We start from the raw sequence: 16,562 nt of genomic DNA, 5'->3' as shown, positions 1-16,562 counted from the left end.
GCCCCGCCCCTTCCCGTTTCCCGGGGGCTGGCCCCCGGGAAACGGGAAGGGGCGGGGCTGGGGACATGCGCCTCAGGCGGACGGCGCGGCGCGCAGCGCGGCCGTGAGCAGCGGAAGGGTCTGCTCGATCTGCCACGGCCGCGCGCCGTAGGCGCGCAGCGCCTCCGCGACGCCCTCCGAGGAGAGGTCCGCCGGCGGCTCCCAGCACAGCCGCCGCACGGTGTCGGGCGTGATCAGGTTCTCCTGCGGCAGGTTCAGCCGCTCCGCGTGCGCGGTGACCCCGGCGCGAGCGGTGGACAGCCGGGCCGCGGCGGCCGGGTCGCGGTCGGCCCACGCGCGGGGCGGCGGCGGCCCGGCGGGCTGCTTGGTCTGCTCGGGCAGCTCCTCCTCGGGGAGGGTCAGCGCGCGTTCGACGGCGGCGTGCCACTGTTCGAGCTGGCGTCTGCCCATGCGGTTGCCGAAGCCGGGCAGCGCGGCGAGCGCCCGTGCGGTGCGGGGCGCACCGAGCGCCGCCTCGACGATGGCGGAGTCGGACAGCACCTTGCCGGGGGAGACGTCCCGTCGTCGGGCGATCTGGTCGCGGGTCTGCCACAGCTCGCGCACCACGGCGAGCTGGCGGCGCCGTCGCACCTTGTGCATGCCGGAGGTGCGGCGCCAGGGGTCCTTGCGCGGCGGCGCGGGCGGCGCCTGCGCGATGGCGCGGAACTCCTGGAGCGCCCACTCCAGCTTGCCCTGGTTCTTCAGTTCCTCCTCCAGGGCGTCCCGGAGGTCGGTGAGGAGTTCGACGTCGAGCGCCGCGTACCGCAGCCACGGTTCGGGGAGCGGGCGGGTGGACCAGTCCGCCGCCGAGTGGCCCTTCTCCAGCGCGTAGCCGAGCACGTTCTCGACCATCGCGCCCAGGCCGACGCGCGGGAAGCCGGCGAGTCGGCCGGCGAGTTCGGTGTCGAAGAGCCGGGCCGGCACCATGCCGGTCTCGCGGAGGCAGGGCAGGTCCTGGGTGGCGGCGTGCAGTACCCACTCGGTGTCGGCCAGGGCCTCGCCCAGCGAGCCGAGGTCCGGGCAGGCGACGGGGTCGACGAGCGCGGTGCCGGCGCCCGCGCGGCGCAGCTGTACGAGGTACGCGCGCTGGCCGTAGCGGTATCCGGAGGCGCGCTCGGCGTCCACGGCGACCGGGCCGGCGCCGGCGGCGAACGCGGCGGTGACCGCGGCCAGCCCGGCGGCCGTGGCGGTCACCTCCGGTACGCCCTCCCGGGGCGCCAGAAGGGGGATCGGGGCGGGACCTGCGTCCTCGGAGGGGGCCTGAGCGGTGTCGGTAGCTGAGGTCTCTTCGGCGTCGGTCACCCGCTAAGGGTAGCTGTGCTCACTTGGTGCCCAGCACCCGCCGACGGAACGTTACGCCGGTGGGTGCTGGGTCGCTGACCTCCGACTCCCCGGGGCCGGGGGGTCGACGCGCGGGTCAGTGGATGATGCCGGTCCGCAGGGCGACGGCGACCATGCCGGCCCGGTCGCCGGTGCCCAGCTTGCGGGCGATCCGGGCCAGGTGGCTCTTCACGGTCAGCGCGGACAGGCCCATGGAGACGCCGATGGCCTTGTTGGACTGCCCCTCGGCTACCAGCCGCAGCACCTCCACCTCGCGCCCGGACAGCTCCCGGTGGCCGCCGGGGTGGCCGGGCGCTCCCGGGGGCCGGCGGTGCATGCGGGCGCCGGGTCCGGCCATGGCCGCCGCGCCGGAGCGCAGGCCCATCGCGAGGTTGTTGCGGGTGCCGGTGACGACGTAGCCCTTGACGCCGCCGGCGAGGGCGTTGCGGACGGCGCCGATGTCGTCGGCGGCGGAGAGTGCCAGCCCGTTCGGCCAGCCGGCCGCCCGGGTCTCGGACAGCAGGGTGAGACCGGATCCGTCGGGAAGGTGGACCTCCGCCACGCAGATGTCGCGCGGGTTGGCCACCCTGGGGCGCGCTTCCGCCACCGACGACGCCTCGATCACGTCCCGCACCCCGAGCGCCCACAGGTGGCGCGTCACGGTGGAGCGGACTCGGGGGTCTGCCATGACGACCATGGCCGTCGGCTTGTTCGGGCGGTAGGCGACCAGGCTTGTGGGGTGCTCGAGGAGAACAGACACCGGGCCTCCTGGGAGAGGAGATGGGGACGGTAGCCGACTCGCGGGGAATCGGGACGATCCCTTGTGGAAGGGTCAGTGACTCCTTCGGCACCCGGCCGGGCGGCCTTTAGAGGAAGATCACGAACGAGTGAGAACATTTCTCGCAAATCGGACAAAGTGGCGAGTGTGTGCCCGCGCGGCCGCGCACCTCACCACACATCGCCGCGCTGTTCCCGTGGGCCTCCACCGCCGTTCCGCGTGATCCCCGCCGCCGCTCAGAGCGGGTGCGGGCCGCGGCGCTGGGGGAGTTGGACGACCCCGGCGTGCTGCCCGCTCTCCGGTGGCAGCCCGGCACACTGCCCCAGCAGCTCGCACCACGCCAGCAGATGGGCCGCGGTGTCGGGCACCGGCTCGTGGTGCGCCGGCGGCGTCCAGGACGCCCGGATCTCGATCTCCGCCTGCGCCGCACGCTCGGCCAGGTCGCCGAAGTAGTGCGAGGAGGAACGGGTGACTGTGCCGCTGGGCGCCTCGTACGTCGTGCCGCGCGCCTCCAGCGCCCCGGTCAGCCAGGACCAGGTCACCTCCGGCAGCAGCGGGTCGGCGGCCATCTCCGGCTCCAACTCCGCCCGGGCCAGGGTGACCACCCGGAACGTGCCGTGCCAGCCCTCCTGGCCGCCCGGATCGTGCAGCAGCACGAACCGCCCGTCGGCCAGCTCCTCGCCGTCCACGGTGACGGACGCCTCCAGCGCGTGCGCGAAGGGCGCCAGGCGCCGCGGCGGCGGCAGCGGGTCGAGCCGCACCTCGTGCCTCGGTCGCACCGCGGTGAGCGCGCCGACCGCCTGCCGGAACACCAGGGGAAGGCCCTCCCCGCCGTCCGCACCCTCAGTTGTGTGTGCTCGCGCCGCTCCCATGGCCGAAGAGTAGGCGGAACCACCTGCCGGTCGCGGTAGGGACACCCGGTACGTTGCGGGTCGCACACCGGCTCGTGCGAGACTTCGACGCGTGAGTGTCGACGACCGCCCGACGGGCCCGCAGCGCAAGACCGCCGACTCCGCGTTCGTGAGAGCGTGCCGACGCGAACCGGTACCGCACACACCGGTCTGGTTCATGCGGCAGGCCGGCCGATCGCTGCCCGAGTACCGCAAGGTCCGCGAGGGCGTCGCCATGCTGGACTCCTGCATGCGCCCCGACCTCGTCACCGAGATCACCCTCCAGCCCGTCCGCCGCCACGGCGTCGACGCGGCCATCTACTTCAGCGACATCGTCGTGCCGCTCAAGGCGATCGGCGTGGACCTGGACATCAAGCCGGGCGTCGGGCCGGTCGTGGACCGCCCCATCCGCTCCCGCGCCGACCTGGAGCGGCTGCGCCCGCTGGAGCCGGACGACGTCGCCTACGTCACCGAGGCGATCGGCATGCTCACCGACGAACTGGGCGCCACGCCGCTGATCGGCTTCGCCGGTGCCCCCTTCACCCTGGCCAGCTACCTCGTGGAGGGCGGCCCCTCCCGTAACCACGAGCACACCAAGGCCCTGATGTACGGCGACCCGCAGCTGTGGGCCGACCTGCTCGACCGGCTCGCCGACATCACCGCCGCCTTCCTGGAGGTGCAGATCCGGGCCGGCGCGAGCGCGGTGCAGCTCTTCGACTCCTGGGTGGGCGCACTGGCCCCCCGCGACTACCGCGAACTGGTCATGCCGGCCTCCGAGAAGGTCTTCCGCGCGGTCGAGCACCACGGCGTGCCGCGCATCCACTTCGGCGTGGGCACCGGCGAACTGCTCGGTCTGCTCGGTGAGGCCGGCGCGGACGTCGTCGGTGTCGACTGGCGGGTGCCGCTCGACGAGGCCGCCCGCCGCGTCGGCCCCGGCCGCGCCCTCCAGGGCAACCTCGACCCGGCCGTGCTCTTCGCACCCCGCGACGCGGTCGAGCGGCAGGCCGACCGGGTGCTGGAGGCCGCCGCCCCGCTGGAGGGCCACGTCTTCAACCTCGGCCACGGCGTGCTGCCGGACACCGACCCGGACGCGCTGACCCGTCTGGTGGAGTACGTCCATGAGCGCACCGCCCGCTGATCGGCGCCCCGACGCCGACGTCCTCGTACTGGGCGCCGGCGTCGCCGGGCTGGCCGCCGCGCACCGCCTCGCCCTCGGCGGGGCCCGGGTGGCCGTGCTGGAGGCCGACGTCCGGGTCGGTGGCAAGCTGCTGCGCGGCGAGATCGCCGGCTGCGCCGTCGACCTGGGCGCCGAGTCGATGCTGGCCCGCCGCCCCGAGGCGGTCGAGTTGGCCCGCGCGGTCGGCCTCGGCGCCGCCCTGCGCCCGCCCGCCGTCTTCGGCGGCGCGCTGTGGACCAGGGGCGAGATCCGGCCGATGCCCAAGGGCCACCTCATGGGTGTGCCCGGCGACCCGGCCGCCGTCGCCGGGGTGATCTCCCCGGACGGCCTCGCCCGCATCGCCGAGGACTCCAGCCGCCCGGCGACCCCGCTCGGCGAGGACGTCAGCATCGGCGAGTACGTCGCCGAACGGCTGGGCCCCGAGGTCGTCGACCGGCTGGTGGAGCCCCTGCTGGGCGGTGTCTACGCGGGCGACGCCCGCCGCATCTCGCTGCGCGCCACCCTGCCGCAGCTCTTCGAGGCCGCCCGGGCCGAACCCTCCCTGCTGGCCGCCGTACGTGCCGTGCAGCGGTCCGCCGCTTCCGCCGTCGCACCCGAGGGCGCGGCGGCCGAAGGCGCCGCGACCCGCACGGCGGAGACGTCGGCGCCGCCGGTGTTCCTCGGCATCGAGGGCGGGGTGGGCCGACTGCCCGAGGCGGTCGCCGCCTCAGTCCGCGCCGCCGGCGGCACGGTCCACACCGGCGTCGCCGCCCGCGCCCTGCGCCGGACCCCGGACGGCTGGCTGGTGGAGTGCCCGGACGGGCCGCGCACCGCCCGGGCCGTGGTGGTCGCGCTACCGGCCGGACCGGCGGCCCGCCTGCTGCGCGAGACCGCGCCGACGGCCGCCGCCGAGCTCGAACGGGTGGAGTACGCGTCCATGGCGCTGTGCACGCTCGCCTTCCGCCGCGCCGACCTCGCCGACGTACCGCGCGGCAGCGGCTTCCTCGTCCCGCCCGTCGACGGCCACACCATCAAGGCCGCCACCTTCTCCGGCAACAAGTGGCAGTGGGTGGCCGACCAGGACCCCGAACTCTTCCTGCTGCGCACCTCGGTGGGCCGGATCGGCGAACCCGCGCTGCTGGAGCGGGACGACGACGAGCTCGTCCGGCTCTCCCTGCACGATCTGCGGGAGGCGACCGGGCTGGCCGCCGGACCGGTAGCCTCCCTGGTCACCCGCTGGCACGCCGGTCTGCCGCAGTACCCGGTCGGCCATCTCGACGCGGTCGGCCGGATCCGGCGCGCGGTCGAGGGACTGCCGGGGCTCGCCGTCTGCGGGGCGGCCTACGGCGGCGTGGGCATCCCCGCCTGCGTGGCCGACGCCCACCGGGCGGCGGACCGGGTCCGCCCCCCAGCCGGGGGCGGCTGACGGCGACCCGAGCGCGGGAGCGAGAATGGGCACATGACTGCTGCACCGGAGAAGACCCCCAACGCGGGCAAGAGGGCCAAGGACCTGAACGAGGTCATCCGCTACACCCTGTGGTCGGTGTTCCGACTGCGCGACGCCCTGCCGGCCGACCGCACCGGCTACGCCGAGGAGGTCCAGGAGCTGTTCGACCAGCTCGCCGCGAAGGACGTCACCGTGCGCGGCACCTACGACGTGTCCGGGCTGCGCGCCGACGCGGACGTCATGATCTGGTGGCACGCCGAGACCTCGGACGAACTCCAGACCGCCTACAACCTCTTCCGCCGCACCCGCCTGGGCCGCGCGCTGGAACCGGTGTGGTCCAACATGGCGCTGCACCGCCCCGCCGAGTTCAACAAGTCCCACATCCCGGCGTTTCTCGCCGACGAGACGCCGCGCGACTATGTCAGCGTCTACCCGTTCGTGCGCAGCTACGACTGGTACCTGCTGCCCGACGAGGACCGCCGCCGGATGCTCGCCGACCACGGCAAGATGGCCCGCGGCTACCCCGACGTCCGGGCCAACACCGTGGCGTCGTTCTCGCTCGGCGACTACGAGTGGATCCTGGCGTTCGAGGCCGACGAGCTGTACCGGATCGTCGACCTGATGCGTCATCTGCGCGGCTCCGAGGCGCGGATGCACGTCCGCGAGGAGGTGCCGTTCTACACCGGTCGGCGCCGCTCGGTCGCCGACCTGGTGGCCGGTCTGGCCTGAACCGGCGCGCCCCGCCGGGCACGGTCGCCGCGACCGTGCCCGGCGGGGCGTTCTCCGGCGGGGCCGCCGCCCCGGGGCGTCAGCGGACGGCGCCCAGCGGCCGACCGGTGAGCGCGTGCGGCATTGCGCGCACCCGCGGCTGGCCGTAGACCGGCTCCGGAGCCGGCCGCCCGGTGCACGCGGTGTCCTCCGCCGGAGCGACGTCCGCGAGCAGGTACCGCTCCAGATGGTGGTTGACGCAGGCGTTGGGCCCGCCGCCGACGCCGTGCGTCCCGGAGTCCCGCTCGGTCACCAGCACCGAGTCCGGCAGCCGGCGGCGCAGCTCCAGCGCGCCCTCGTACGGCGTCGCCGCGTCACCGGTGGCGGCCAGCAGCAGTACCGGCGGCAGCGCGCCCGGCTCGGCGCCCACCTCCAGCGGCTCCTCCTGCACATGGGGCCAGTGCGCGCAGGGCAGGTTCAGCCAGGCGTTCTCCCAGGTGATGAACGGCGCCTTGGCCGCGACGGCGGTGTTGTCCCGGTCCCAGCGGGCGAAGTCCCTCGGCCAGCGGGCGTCGTTGCACTCGGTGGTGGTGTAGACGGCGGTGCCGTTCTCGGCAGACACCGCGCGCTGCGGGGCGTGCGACGCCGCGTCCACCAGCGGTTTGCTGTTCCCCCTGCGGAACTCGGCCAGCGCCCAGGCGCGCACGGCCCACAGGTCGTCGGTGTAGCCGGTGTCCAGATAGGCCTCGATCAGCTCACGGGAGCCCACGCGGCCGTCGGCGGGCCGGGCGTCGAGCCGGTCGCGGACCTTGTCGAAGCTGCGCTGGACGGCCTTCTCGGTACGGCCGAGCCGGTAGGTGTCGTGGTGCTCGGCGACCCAGCTCTTCCAGTCGTTCCACCGGTCCTCGAACGCGAGCGACTGCTTGAGGTTCGCCTCGTACCAGACGCTCTGCGGCGACGGGTCGACGACGCTGTCCAGCACCATCGCCCGCACCCGGTCGGGGAAGAGCGTCGCGTACACCGAACCGATGTAGGTGCCGTAGGAGACGCCCAGATAGGACAGCCGTTCCTGGCCGAGCGCGGCCCGCAGCACCTCCAGGTCGCGCGCGTTGTTCGGCGTGGTCAGCTGCGCCAGCCGACTGCCCTGCCGCTCCGCGCAGCCCGCCGCGGCCTCGGCGGCCTCGGCGTTCTTGACCTGTTTGAACTCCTCCGACGGGAGGCGCGGCGAGTGGTTGGGCGCCTTCCAGTACTCGGCCGGGTCCATGCACGACACCGGCGCCGAACGCCCCACGCCGCGCGGTGCGAAGCCGACGAGGTCGTAGGAGTCGCCCAGCTTCTTCCAGGTGCCGCCGAGCACCAGGGAGTACAGCGGGAAGAGCATGCCGTTGCCGCCGGGGCCGCCCGGGTTGTAGACCAGCGGCCCCTTGTGGTCCGCGGCCGGCCCTTCGGCCGCCAGCCGACTGACCGTCAGGTCGATCGTCTCGCCGTCCGGGTCCGCGTAGTCGACCGGCACCGTGACCGTGCCGCAGCGCACCGGGTCCGGCAGCCGCTCCACGTCCGGGCACTTGCCCCACCTGACGCCCTGGTCCGCCGCCCGCGCGGCGGCGACCGCGACGCCCTCGGCCCGGGCGGCCTCGCCCGCCGACCTCGCGATCGCGGCGGCGTGCGCGCCGGGCGCCGGCTGGTGCGCGGTCTCCTCGTGCGACGGCGTCGCCCACGCCGCGGGGGCGAGCGTTCCCGCGCCGAGCGCGAGCACGCCCAGCGCGCAGTACACCGTTGTCGTCCGTACCGATCTCACCCGTACCCCTTTGCTGCCGGTTCCCGCTCACGGCCGCCACCGGCCGTCAGGCCAGGCGCGTGAATAACCGGATGATCAGTCGGCGGGTGGTGAGGCGGGGGACCTTGAGCGGGTGTTGTCGATCTCCACTCGAAGGAGTGAGTCCGGCGGCGCGAACGGACGCACTGGTGAGGCCCCGCGGTCGGGGGAACCACGGGGCCTCACCCTTCACGAACGGACGGGACCGTTCTGCGGTTCCCCGGCCGTGCCGGCCTCCGCGTCCGCCGTGTCGGCTTTCGGGCCCGCCGCCCGCAGCTCGGCGGAGACCAGCTCCGACACCTTCACCAGCCGGTATCCGCGCCGTCGCAGCTCCGGCACGACGCGGCGTACCGCCCGTTCGGTCGCCGGGGCGGCGCTGAGCGTGCAGTGCAGGACCACCACCGAGCCGGGGCGGACCCCGTCGAGCACCTGCCGGACGATCGCCTCGGCGTCCGGGTTGAAGGCGTCGCCGCCGACCACGTCCCACTGCACGGTGGTGACGCCGGTCTCTCCGACGGCCCGCAGCGCCCGCTTGTCGTGGCAGCCGCCGGGGAAGCGGAAGTACGGCGCCGGGTGACGGACCCCGGCCTCCCGTAGCGCGGCGTAGGCGCGGGTCACCTCCTGGCGCGCCCGGTCGGGCGGCAGGGTGGGCAGGCCGTGGCAGTCGGCGGTGAACGCGTGGTGGGAGTAGGAGTGGTTGGCCACCTCGAACAGCGGGTCGCGGTCGATCGCGCGGGCCTGTCGAGGGTAGGTGCGGGCCCACATGCCGGTCATGAAGACGGTGGCCGGCACCCGCAGCTCGCGGAGCGCGTCGAGGAGGCCGGGGTTGTCGAAGCGTTCGCCGCCGGCGGCCCTCGGGCCCTGGTCGGCGGTCATGTCGGCGTCGAAGGTCAGCGCCACCATCGGGCGGTCCGTCTCGCGCGGGCCGTGCTCGAACACCGGGCTGAGCCCGCCGCGCAGCGGCAGCGCGACCGGTGGCGGTGGCCCCGCGGCCGACGCGGCGGGCCGGGCCCGCTCCGGCTGGTCCGAGGGTGGCGCCGCGCAGGAGGCCAGCAGGGTCGCCACCAGAAGAAGCGTCACGGATCGCGTTCGGGAGATCACGTTCCGAACATAGGAAGAGCCTACCGCTGCCGCCCGCCGTGATGCGCCGGCCGGTGGACGAAGGGGCCGAACGGCCCAGCCGCCGGTGACCGTCGTCCCTCGCGCCGTCCGCGGTGCCGTGCCACCGTTTGTCCCGGGACGGTGAGAGCACCGCGCCGACACAGGGAGGACCAGCCCGCATGGAGATCGTGGCCTACGGAGTGCAGCACGACGAACGACCCCTCATCGAGCGCGCGTTCGCCGGCCGGTACCAGGTCCGCTGCCTGGACCTGCTGCTCAACCGCGACACCGTGCCGACGGCCGCCGGCCACGAGATCGTGAGCAGCAGTGTCAACGACGTGCTCGACGCGCCGACGCTCGACGCGCTCGCCGCGGGCGGCACCCGGATGATCGCGCAGCGGTCCACCGGCTACAACAACATCGACCTGGACGCGGCGCGCGAACTCGGCCTCGCCGTCGCCCGCGTCTCGCACTACTCACCTCACTCGGTGGCCGAGTTCGCCTGGACCCTGGCACTTGCCCTCGACCGGCGGGTGGTGCCCGCCGTCGGCCGCACCCGGGAGTTCGACTTCCGGCTCGACGGGCTGATGGGCCGTGACTTCCACGGACGCACGGCCGGTGTGCTGGGTACCGGGGAGATCGGCACCGTGTTCGCCCGGATCGCGCACGGGCTGGGGATGCGCCTGCTGGGCAACGACCTCGTGGAGAACGCGGAGTGCCGCGCCCTGGGCATGGAGTACGTGGACACCGAACGCCTCTTCGCGGAGTCCGACGTGATCAGCCTGCACGTCCCCCTCACCCCGCAGACCCATCACCTGGTGGACGCCGCGGCGCTGAAGCTGATGCGGGACGACGCGCTGCTGATCAACACCGGCCGCGGCGGCCTCATCGACACCACCGCGCTGGTCGACGCTTTGCGCGCCGGCCGCCTCGCCGGCGTCGGGCTGGACGTCTACGAGGAGGAGGCCGGCGTCTTCTTCCACGACCACTCGCTGGAGGTGATGACCGACGACGTGCTGGCCCGGCTGATGACCTTCAGGAACGTCCTGGTCACCTCCCACCAGGCGTACTTCACCCGGAACGCGGTCGGCCAGATCATCGACACCACGGTGCGGAACATCGACGACCACCTGGCCCACCGGACCAGCGAGAACACCCTGACGGCGCCCTACGCCTGACCGGTCAGCGCGTCCGGTCCGCCGACCCGCCGGCACCGGCGGACCGGCGGCCGAGCAGCGGCTCGGCGACCAGGCGGGCCGTGCCGCACAGCGTCTGCCCGTGCCGGTCGAAGAGGTCGTCGCGGGAGTCGAAGCGTCCGAGGTCGGCGAGGACATGGCCGGACAGGTCGCAGCCGCCTCCGGCCGGGCAGGACGCGGTGCCGTCCCAGTCGAGGGGCGTCCGGGACAGCGCCTCGAACAGCGTCTCCGCGCCGTCGTTGCTGAACCCGCCGGTCGAACGGCTCGCCGACTCCTCGGCCTCGCCGAAGAGTTCGGAGGCCGACAGCCAGCCGTCGGCGCGGCCCGCCGGGCCCAGTCGGAACTCCGGCCAGGCCAGCACGACCTGGTCGGGGACCAGCGGCCTCAGCCGGGGGAAGCGCGGATACCAGAACGCGCCGTCCAGCAGCAGACCGCGCACCCGGGTGGGCACCCCGACGGCCCGGGCGACCGCCTCCAGCAAGGCCAGCCGCTGACTGCACGACCCGCGCCCCAGTCGCAGTACCGAGGAGACCGGCCGGTCGTCCCGCACCGAGTACACCGGCCGCACGCTCGCGGCGATCCGCCCGTGCGCGGCGCGCAGCAGCGCCGCCGACCGGTCCGCCCCCTGGCCACCGACGCCCGACCGCACGGCGTCGACCAGCGCGGTCACGCGCGGATGCCGCCAGTCGAGGATCGCCGTCGGCTCCGTGCCACCGGCGGCGACCGACGGCGCCGGTCCCGTTCTGACGCGCCCCCGCGGCCTGAGCAACGAACTGGTCACGCCCGCCCCCCTCGTACTGTCCTGACCGCCATCGTCGCAGAACCACCGCCGGCGTCCGACACCGGACAGGCCCTGAACGTGCGGCTCGCGCCACATCGGGTGCAGCGGCGGGCCCTCCGGCAGCCGCGGTTCGCCGACGGAACGGAAACCGTGCCGCTCGGCCCCGGGGCGGCGTCTCAGGGCAGTCGGTACAGGTTCATGCGGTACTGCTCGACCTGGGGCAGCCGCAGGACGGCCAGCTCGTCGATCATGTCGCGGTACGCGCGCGGTAGGCCCTCCACGAGCCGCGGCGGCAGTGACGTCATCGTGTGGCTGGCGAGAAGTTCGGTGCCCGGGTGCCAGTCGGTGACCTCGGCCGGGTCCGCGCACGACCAGCGCATCCGGGCGTCGACCCTGCTGAGCACGTCGTGGTTCTGCTGGGAGCGCACGATGGACGGGCCCGAGGTGTCCGTCGCCAGGAAAGCCCCGGGGAAGCGGTCGGCCAACAGCCCGACGACCCCGCGCACGTCCTCCTCGGGCAGGAACGCCAGCACCGCCTCCGCGCTGATCAGGCGGGGGCCGTCGCCCGTCACCCGGTCCGGCCAGCTCGGGTCGGTGACGGAGGCGGCGATCATGGTGCGGCGCGGGGTGTCCTCGAAGAACTCGCGGCGCAGCGCGATGACCGCCGGGAGATCGAGGTCGTACCAGCTCGCCCGGCCGTTGTCCGTGCGCTCGAAGCGGGTGTTGAGGCCTGTCCCGACCTCGATCACCGTGCCGTCCGGATGCTCGGCGAGGAAGTCCCGGGTCCACAGGTCGAACAGCACGGTCCGCATGACGGCGCCCTTGAGGCTGGGCTGTCCGTCGAACTTCCGGTAGTCGTACTCGATGCCGTCGACCATCTCGGCGGCGCGGGGGTCGCGGAGAGCGGGGTCGGGTCCGGCCGTCTCGACCGCGCGGGCGTAGAGGGGGATGAGGACCGTCTCCTCCACGCCGCCCTGAGTGATCCGATGCCTGGCCATCGAGTGAACCGCCCCCGCCTTATTGGCAATCATTTTCATCTACTTGTAGTCGGTGGGCACCCGTCGGGTCAAGGGCGGGCGGTTCCGCGATCGGGTGCGCTCATGTCTCCCGTCCCGGGCGTGCCCTCGGCGAGTCCGTAGCGCAGGTACACGACGCCCTTCGGGCCGGCCGCGGGCGCTTCGAGGAGCGTGAGGTTCGTGGGCACCGAGCCGGTGTCGAACACCTTCTTCCCGACGCCGAGCACGATCGGATGCACCCACAGGTCGAGACGGTCGAAAAGCTTCTCGCGCAGCAGGGTTCGCACCAGGTCCAGGCTGCCCACGACCTTGATGTGCTCGTGCCGGTCGCGGAGGTCGCGCACCGCGCCGGCCAGGTCCGGGCCGAGCCGCCTGGACCCGGCCCACGAGAGGTCGGGCGAGCCCCGGGAGGCCACGTACTTGGGGACGCGGTTGAAGAGCGCGGCGATCTGGTTGTCCTGGCCGCCTTCCTGGTGCGGCCAGTAGGCCGCGAAGATGTCGTAGGTCCGCCGGCCGAGCAGGAGGGCGTCCGTGCCCTCGTACGCGTCGCCGATCTGTGCCCCGGTGACCTCGTCCAGCAGGGGTGCCTGCCAGCCGCCGAAGGGAAACCCGGACGGGTCCTCATCCGGGCCGCCGGGCGCCTGCCCGACGAGGTCGAGTGTGGTGAACAGTTCGATGTGGACGAGGCCCATGTCTCCTCCCGATGAGAAACCGTCTCCCGACGAGAAGCGTCAGTCGGCCGACAGGCGGGCGCGGGCCCGGTCGAGATCGAGGTCGCCGGGCGGATAGCGGGGGTCGAGGTCGCTCAGCGTCTCGTGCAGCAGATGGGCGACCGCCCAGTCGCGGTACCACTTGCGGTCCGCCGGGACCAGGTACCAGGGTGCCCACGGCGTGGAACAGCGCCGCAACGCCACCTCGTACGCCCGCTGGTACTCCGGCCACAGAACCCGGTCGTCCAGGTCGCCCTCGCTGAACTTCCAGTGCTTGTCCGGCCTGTCCAGCCGGGCCAGCAGCCGCTCCCGCTGCTCCTCGTAGCCGAGGTGCAGGAACACCTTCACCAGGGTGACACCGTCCTCGACCAGCTGCCGCTCCCAATCGTTGATCAGCTCGTAGCGGGCCTGCCACACGTCCTCGGGGACCAGGCCCCTGACGCGGGCGGCCAGCACGTCCTCGTAGTGCGAGCGGTCGAACACGCCGATCTCGCCCGGGGCCGGCAGCGCCCGCTCGACCCGCCACAGGAACGGGTGCCGCAGCTCCTCGTCGGTGGGCGCCTTGAAGGACCTGATCCGGCAGCCGGCCGGATTGAACCGGCCGACCACGTGCTTGACCGTGCCGCCCTTGCCGGAGGTGTCCATGCCCTGGAGCACCAGCAGCACCCGGCGGCGGTCACCTGCGGTGCTGGCCGCGTAGAGACGTTCCTGGAGCTCGGCCAGCCGCTCTCCGACGGCGGCGACGGCCGCCCGGGCGCGGCGCTTGCCCGGCGGGTCGCCGGGCGTCGCCCGGGTGTCCACGTCGGCCAGTCGCGGGCCGCTGCCGGGCGGCACCCGCAGCAACTCGCCGACCCGTACGCCGCCGGCGGCCTCCGCCCGCGAGCGGCGGGACACGCGTGCCCTCTCTGCCATCCCACCAGGCTAGATCGTGCCCGGCGGTCCCACCCGGCGGTGCGCCGCCGCGGCGGCGGTGCTACGCGCCGGCGGCAAGCCGATGCGCGTCGCGGGCGAGCGCGGTGAGCCGGGAGATCGCCCGGAAGTACTTCTTGCGGTAGCCGCCGTTCAGCATCTCCTCGCCGAACAGCTGGTCGAAGGGCGCGCCGGAGGCGAGCACCGGGACCTCCCGGTCGTACAGCCGGTCGGCGAGCACCACCAGGCGCAGCGCCGTCGCCTGGTCCGGCACGGGCGTGACGTCCGTCAGGCAGACCGCCTCCACGCCGTCGCACAGTGCGCCGTACCGGCTGGGGTGGACCCGGGACAGATGCGCCAACAGCGAGGGGAAGTCGTCCAGCGAGGCACCCGGAGTGCGGTACGCCGCCCGGGTGACGGTGTTGTCGTCGTGCGGCGCGGGCGCCTCCGGCAGGCCGCGGTGCCGGTAGTCCTCACCGTCGATCCGCAGCGGCCTGAAGTGCGCGGACAGGCCCTGGATCTCGCGCAGGAAGTCGGCCGCCGCGAAGCGGCCCTCACCGAGCTTGCCCGGCAGCGTGTTGGAGGTCGCGGCGAGCGCCACGCCGGCCTTCACCAGCTCCCGCAGCAGGCTGGAGACGAGCACGGTGTCACCCGGGTCGTCCAGCTCGAACTCGTCGATGCACAGCAGCCGGTGCTCGCTGAGCGTGCGTACGGTCTGTTGGAAGCCGAGCGCGCCGACCAGGTTGGTGAGCTCGACGAAGGTGCCGAACGCCTTCCGCTCCGCCGGCGCCGGGGTCGCGTGCCACAGCGAGGCCAGCAGATGCGTCTTGCCCACCCCGTAGCCGCCGTCCAGGTAGACGCCCCGGGGGCCGTCGGCCGGCTTGGCCTCCCGGCGGAACCAGCGCCGCCGACCGGTACCGGCGGGCTCGCCGCCCAGCCCGGCGGCGAAGCCGCTGAGCACGTCCACGGCCTGCGACTGGCTCGGCTGCTTCGCGTCCGGGATGTAGGTGGCGAACCGGACGTCGCCGAAGCGCGGTGGCGGCACCATCTCGGCCACCAGCCGTTCGGCGGGGACAAACGGCTCCCGCTCGCACAGTGAGACGGGCGTCTCGTCCCCGCCGACTATCGCGCCGGACGGGGCCTTGGTGGAATCACAGGAGGGGGTAGGCACGCCTTCACTCTACGGTGCTCCACACCGCGCGCCGCCCGTTGGTGGCCCGTGCCACACTGCCGCCATGCGACGTCTGTTCCCCCTCACCGCCGACCCGACATCCGCCCCGACGGCGCGCCCGACATCCGCCCCGACGGCGGCCGCACCGGCGGGCGTGCCCCTGCTCGGCGCGCCGGACAGCGACCGCGAGTGGTCGCTGGAGGAGATCGCCGAGGCGTACGGCTACCCGCCGCTGGGCCCCGACGAGGCGTGGCTGCGGGCCAACATGGTCAGCTCGCTGGACGGCGCCGCCTACCACGACGGCGCCTCGCAGCCGCTGTCCGGCGCCGCCGACATGCGGGTGTTCGGCGTGCTGCGCGGCCTGGCGGACGCGGTGGTCGTCGGCGCGCAGACCGTGCGCCAGGAGGGCTACCGGCCGGCCCGGGCCCGAGACGCCTTCCGGGCCCGCCGGAAGGCCGCCGGGCAGCCGATCGCCCCGGCCATCGCGGTGGTCAGCTCCGGTCTGGAGCTGGACTTCGACACCCCGCTGTTCACCGACCCGCTGGTGCCCACCCTGGTGCTGACCGGCGCCGGAGCCCCGCCAGAGCGGCTGGCCCGGGCCCGCCGCGCGGGCGCCGAGGTGCTGCTGGCGGGGGAGGGGGCGGCGGTCGACCCGGCCCGGGTACCGGGGCTGCTCGCCGAACGCGGGCTGCGCCGGCAGCTCACCGAGGGCGGGCCCCGACTGCTCGGCCAGTTCGCCGCCGCAGGTGTGCTGGACGAGCTCTGTCTGACCGTCTCCCCGCGCGTCACCTCGGGACACGCCGCGCGCATCACCGACGGGCCCGCGCTGGAGGTCCCGGCCGACTTCACCCTCGAGTCCCTGCTGGAGGAGTCCGGATTCCTGTTCACCCGGTACCGGAAGGTCCGCCGATCGCCGGAATGACGCGTTCCGCTTAGTTTGGGACGGGCAGACTGGAAGGCGCACCCCGGTGTCCGCCGTTCCGCGCGGTCACCGGGAAGGATGGTTTCTGTTCGGGCCCTCCCGGGGGCCGCGAGAAGAAGGGCACCCGCCGTGTTCACCACCGTACTGATGATCGAGAAGCCGTTGGTGCCCACCGACGTGGAGCTGGTCACGAGCCTGCACGGCGAGGATCCGGTGTCCTTCTTCGTCCTGATGCAGCCGCGCGGCGAACAGGACCGGCTGCTGCGCGCCCTGGACGACGTGGCGCTCGGCGAACTGGAGGCCGCCGTCCACGAGGCGGACGTGCCCGAGGGGGACGACGCCCTGCCCCCGGCCAGGCTCGGCCTCGAACACTCGCTGAAGTCCCTGCGGGACGCCGGCGCCGAGGCCGTCGGCCGCATCGTCGACAAGCACCCGCTGGACACGCTCGCCAAGATGGTGGAGGAGGTCGGCGCCGACGAGGTCATCGTGCTGACCGCGCCCCACCTGGTCGAGGAGTTCTTCCACCGGGACTGGGCCTCGCGCGCCCGGCACAAGGTGGGAGTCCCGGTGCTGAAGCTCTTCGCCCACGCCGACTGAGCGCC

General features: G+C 74.0%; 16 protein-coding genes. 6 read left to right on the top strand and 10 right to left on the bottom strand.

Features of this window, described 5'->3' with window-relative positions; all coding sequences use genetic code 11:
• Positions 1-72 precede the first annotated feature (72 nt).
• The 3 genes from FNX44_RS12700 to FNX44_RS12690 all read right to left on the bottom strand — a co-directional run bounded on the left by FNX44_RS12700 (position 73) and on the right by FNX44_RS12690 (position 3,009).
• Complete coding sequence (locus tag FNX44_RS12700; RefSeq protein ID WP_143648172.1) at positions 73-1,341, bottom strand: HRDC domain-containing protein; 1,269 nt, start codon at positions 1,339-1,341, stop codon at positions 73-75.
• 115 nt (positions 1,342-1,456) lie between these two features.
• A complete protein-coding gene (locus FNX44_RS12695) occupies positions 1,457-2,119 on the bottom strand; it encodes a helix-turn-helix transcriptional regulator (protein WP_143648171.1) in 663 nt (220 codons plus the stop codon).
• 254 nt (positions 2,120-2,373) lie between these two features.
• Complete coding sequence (locus FNX44_RS12690; RefSeq protein WP_143648170.1) at positions 2,374-3,009, bottom strand: DUF3000 domain-containing protein; 636 nt, start codon at positions 3,007-3,009, stop codon at positions 2,374-2,376.
• Positions 3,010-3,100: 91 nt separating this feature from the next.
• Here FNX44_RS12690 and hemE point away from each other — a divergent pair, with 91 nt between their 5' ends.
• The 3 genes from hemE to hemQ are packed head-to-tail and all read left to right on the top strand — an operon-like array spanning position 3,101 to position 6,359.
• Positions 3,101-4,165, top strand: a complete 1,065-nt coding sequence (hemE, locus tag FNX44_RS12685) for a uroporphyrinogen decarboxylase (RefSeq protein WP_143648169.1) — start codon at positions 3,101-3,103, stop codon at positions 4,163-4,165.
• Entirely contained in the window at positions 4,146-5,609 is a 1,464-nt protein-coding gene (gene hemG, locus FNX44_RS12680) for a protoporphyrinogen oxidase (protein WP_143648168.1), read from the top strand. Before hemE ends, hemG begins: the two co-directional genes overlap by 20 nt.
• 33 nt (positions 5,610-5,642) lie before the next feature.
• Positions 5,643-6,359, top strand: a complete 717-nt coding sequence (hemQ, locus tag FNX44_RS12675) for a hydrogen peroxide-dependent heme synthase (RefSeq protein WP_143648167.1) — start codon at positions 5,643-5,645, stop codon at positions 6,357-6,359.
• Positions 6,360-6,438: 79 nt separating this feature from the next.
• Here the strand turns inward: hemQ and FNX44_RS12670 are convergent, their stop codons facing one another.
• A complete protein-coding gene (locus FNX44_RS12670) occupies positions 6,439-8,136 on the bottom strand; it encodes an alpha/beta hydrolase (protein WP_143648166.1) in 1,698 nt (565 codons plus the stop codon).
• A 207-nt stretch (positions 8,137-8,343) separates the two neighbouring features.
• A complete protein-coding gene (locus FNX44_RS12665; RefSeq protein WP_181354950.1) occupies positions 8,344-9,255 on the bottom strand; it encodes a polysaccharide deacetylase family protein in 912 nt (303 codons plus the stop codon).
• Positions 9,256-9,434: 179 nt separating this feature from the next.
• On the opposite strand from FNX44_RS12665, the gene FNX44_RS12660 reads away from it, so the two are divergent.
• The gene (locus FNX44_RS12660; RefSeq protein WP_143648165.1) at positions 9,435-10,433 is read left to right on the top strand and encodes a 2-hydroxyacid dehydrogenase; all 999 of its coding nucleotides are present in this window, start codon (positions 9,435-9,437) and stop codon (positions 10,431-10,433) included.
• Between the two features lie 4 nt (positions 10,434-10,437).
• Here FNX44_RS12660 and FNX44_RS12655 read toward each other — a convergent pair whose 3' ends face one another.
• The 5 genes from FNX44_RS12655 to zapE all read right to left on the bottom strand — a co-directional run bounded on the left by FNX44_RS12655 (position 10,438) and on the right by zapE (position 14,993).
• Positions 10,438-11,232: a transglutaminase domain-containing protein gene (locus FNX44_RS12655; RefSeq protein WP_323369313.1), complete on the bottom strand. Its 795-nt coding sequence runs from the start codon at positions 11,230-11,232 to the stop codon at positions 10,438-10,440.
• A gap of 176 nt (positions 11,233-11,408) precedes the next feature.
• Positions 11,409-12,230 (bottom strand): class I SAM-dependent methyltransferase, encoded by an 822-nt coding sequence (locus tag FNX44_RS12650; protein WP_143648163.1) that lies wholly within the window; start codon positions 12,228-12,230, stop codon positions 11,409-11,411.
• Between the two features lie 68 nt (positions 12,231-12,298).
• A complete protein-coding gene (locus FNX44_RS12645) occupies positions 12,299-12,940 on the bottom strand; it encodes a dihydrofolate reductase family protein (RefSeq protein ID WP_143648162.1) in 642 nt (213 codons plus the stop codon).
• Between the two features lie 39 nt (positions 12,941-12,979).
• On the bottom strand, positions 12,980-13,870 hold the full coding sequence (locus tag FNX44_RS12640; protein WP_143648161.1) for a PPK2 family polyphosphate kinase: 891 nt from the start codon (positions 13,868-13,870) through the stop codon (positions 12,980-12,982).
• 61 nt (positions 13,871-13,931) lie between these two features.
• Positions 13,932-14,993: a cell division protein ZapE gene (gene zapE, locus FNX44_RS12635; RefSeq protein WP_323369316.1), complete on the bottom strand. Its 1,062-nt coding sequence runs from the start codon at positions 14,991-14,993 to the stop codon at positions 13,932-13,934.
• A gap of 109 nt (positions 14,994-15,102) precedes the next feature.
• Here zapE and FNX44_RS12630 point away from each other — a divergent pair, with 109 nt between their 5' ends.
• Together FNX44_RS12630 and FNX44_RS12625 are read left to right on the top strand one after the other, a co-directional pair.
• The gene (locus FNX44_RS12630) at positions 15,103-15,960 is read left to right on the top strand and encodes a pyrimidine reductase family protein (protein WP_143648159.1); all 858 of its coding nucleotides are present in this window, start codon (positions 15,103-15,105) and stop codon (positions 15,958-15,960) included.
• A gap of 129 nt (positions 15,961-16,089) precedes the next feature.
• Positions 16,090-16,557, top strand: a complete 468-nt coding sequence (locus FNX44_RS12625) for an indole-3-glycerol phosphate synthase (RefSeq protein WP_143648158.1) — start codon at positions 16,090-16,092, stop codon at positions 16,555-16,557.
• Positions 16,558-16,562 lie beyond the last annotated feature (5 nt).

This window comes from Streptomyces alkaliterrae (assembly GCF_007097205.2).
GTDB classification, from domain to species: Bacteria; Actinomycetota; Actinomycetes; order Streptomycetales; family Streptomycetaceae; genus Streptomyces; species Streptomyces alkaliterrae.
This window is presented reverse-complemented; position numbering and strand designations above follow the sequence as displayed.

Bases quoted from the DNA above. Each gene is read 5' to 3' on its own strand.
- FNX44_RS12650 (WP_143648163.1), bottom strand. From the start codon at position 12,230: ATGGCCAGGCATCGGATCACTCAGGGCGGCGTGGAGGAGACGGTCCTC.
- FNX44_RS12690 (WP_143648170.1), bottom strand. From the start codon at position 3,009: ATGGGAGCGGCGCGAGCACACACAACTGAGGGTGCGGACGGCGGGGAG.
- FNX44_RS12645 (WP_143648162.1), bottom strand. From the start codon at position 12,940: ATGGGCCTCGTCCACATCGAACTGTTCACCACACTCGACCTCGTCGGG.
- hemQ (WP_143648167.1), top strand. From the start codon at position 5,643: ATGACTGCTGCACCGGAGAAGACCCCCAACGCGGGCAAGAGGGCCAAG.
- FNX44_RS12660 (WP_143648165.1), top strand. From the start codon at position 9,435: ATGGAGATCGTGGCCTACGGAGTGCAGCACGACGAACGACCCCTCATC.
- FNX44_RS12630 (WP_143648159.1), top strand. From the start codon at position 15,103: ATGCGACGTCTGTTCCCCCTCACCGCCGACCCGACATCCGCCCCGACG.
- hemG (WP_143648168.1), top strand. From the start codon at position 4,146: ATGAGCGCACCGCCCGCTGATCGGCGCCCCGACGCCGACGTCCTCGTA.
- FNX44_RS12640 (WP_143648161.1), bottom strand. From the start codon at position 13,870: ATGGCAGAGAGGGCACGCGTGTCCCGCCGCTCGCGGGCGGAGGCCGCC.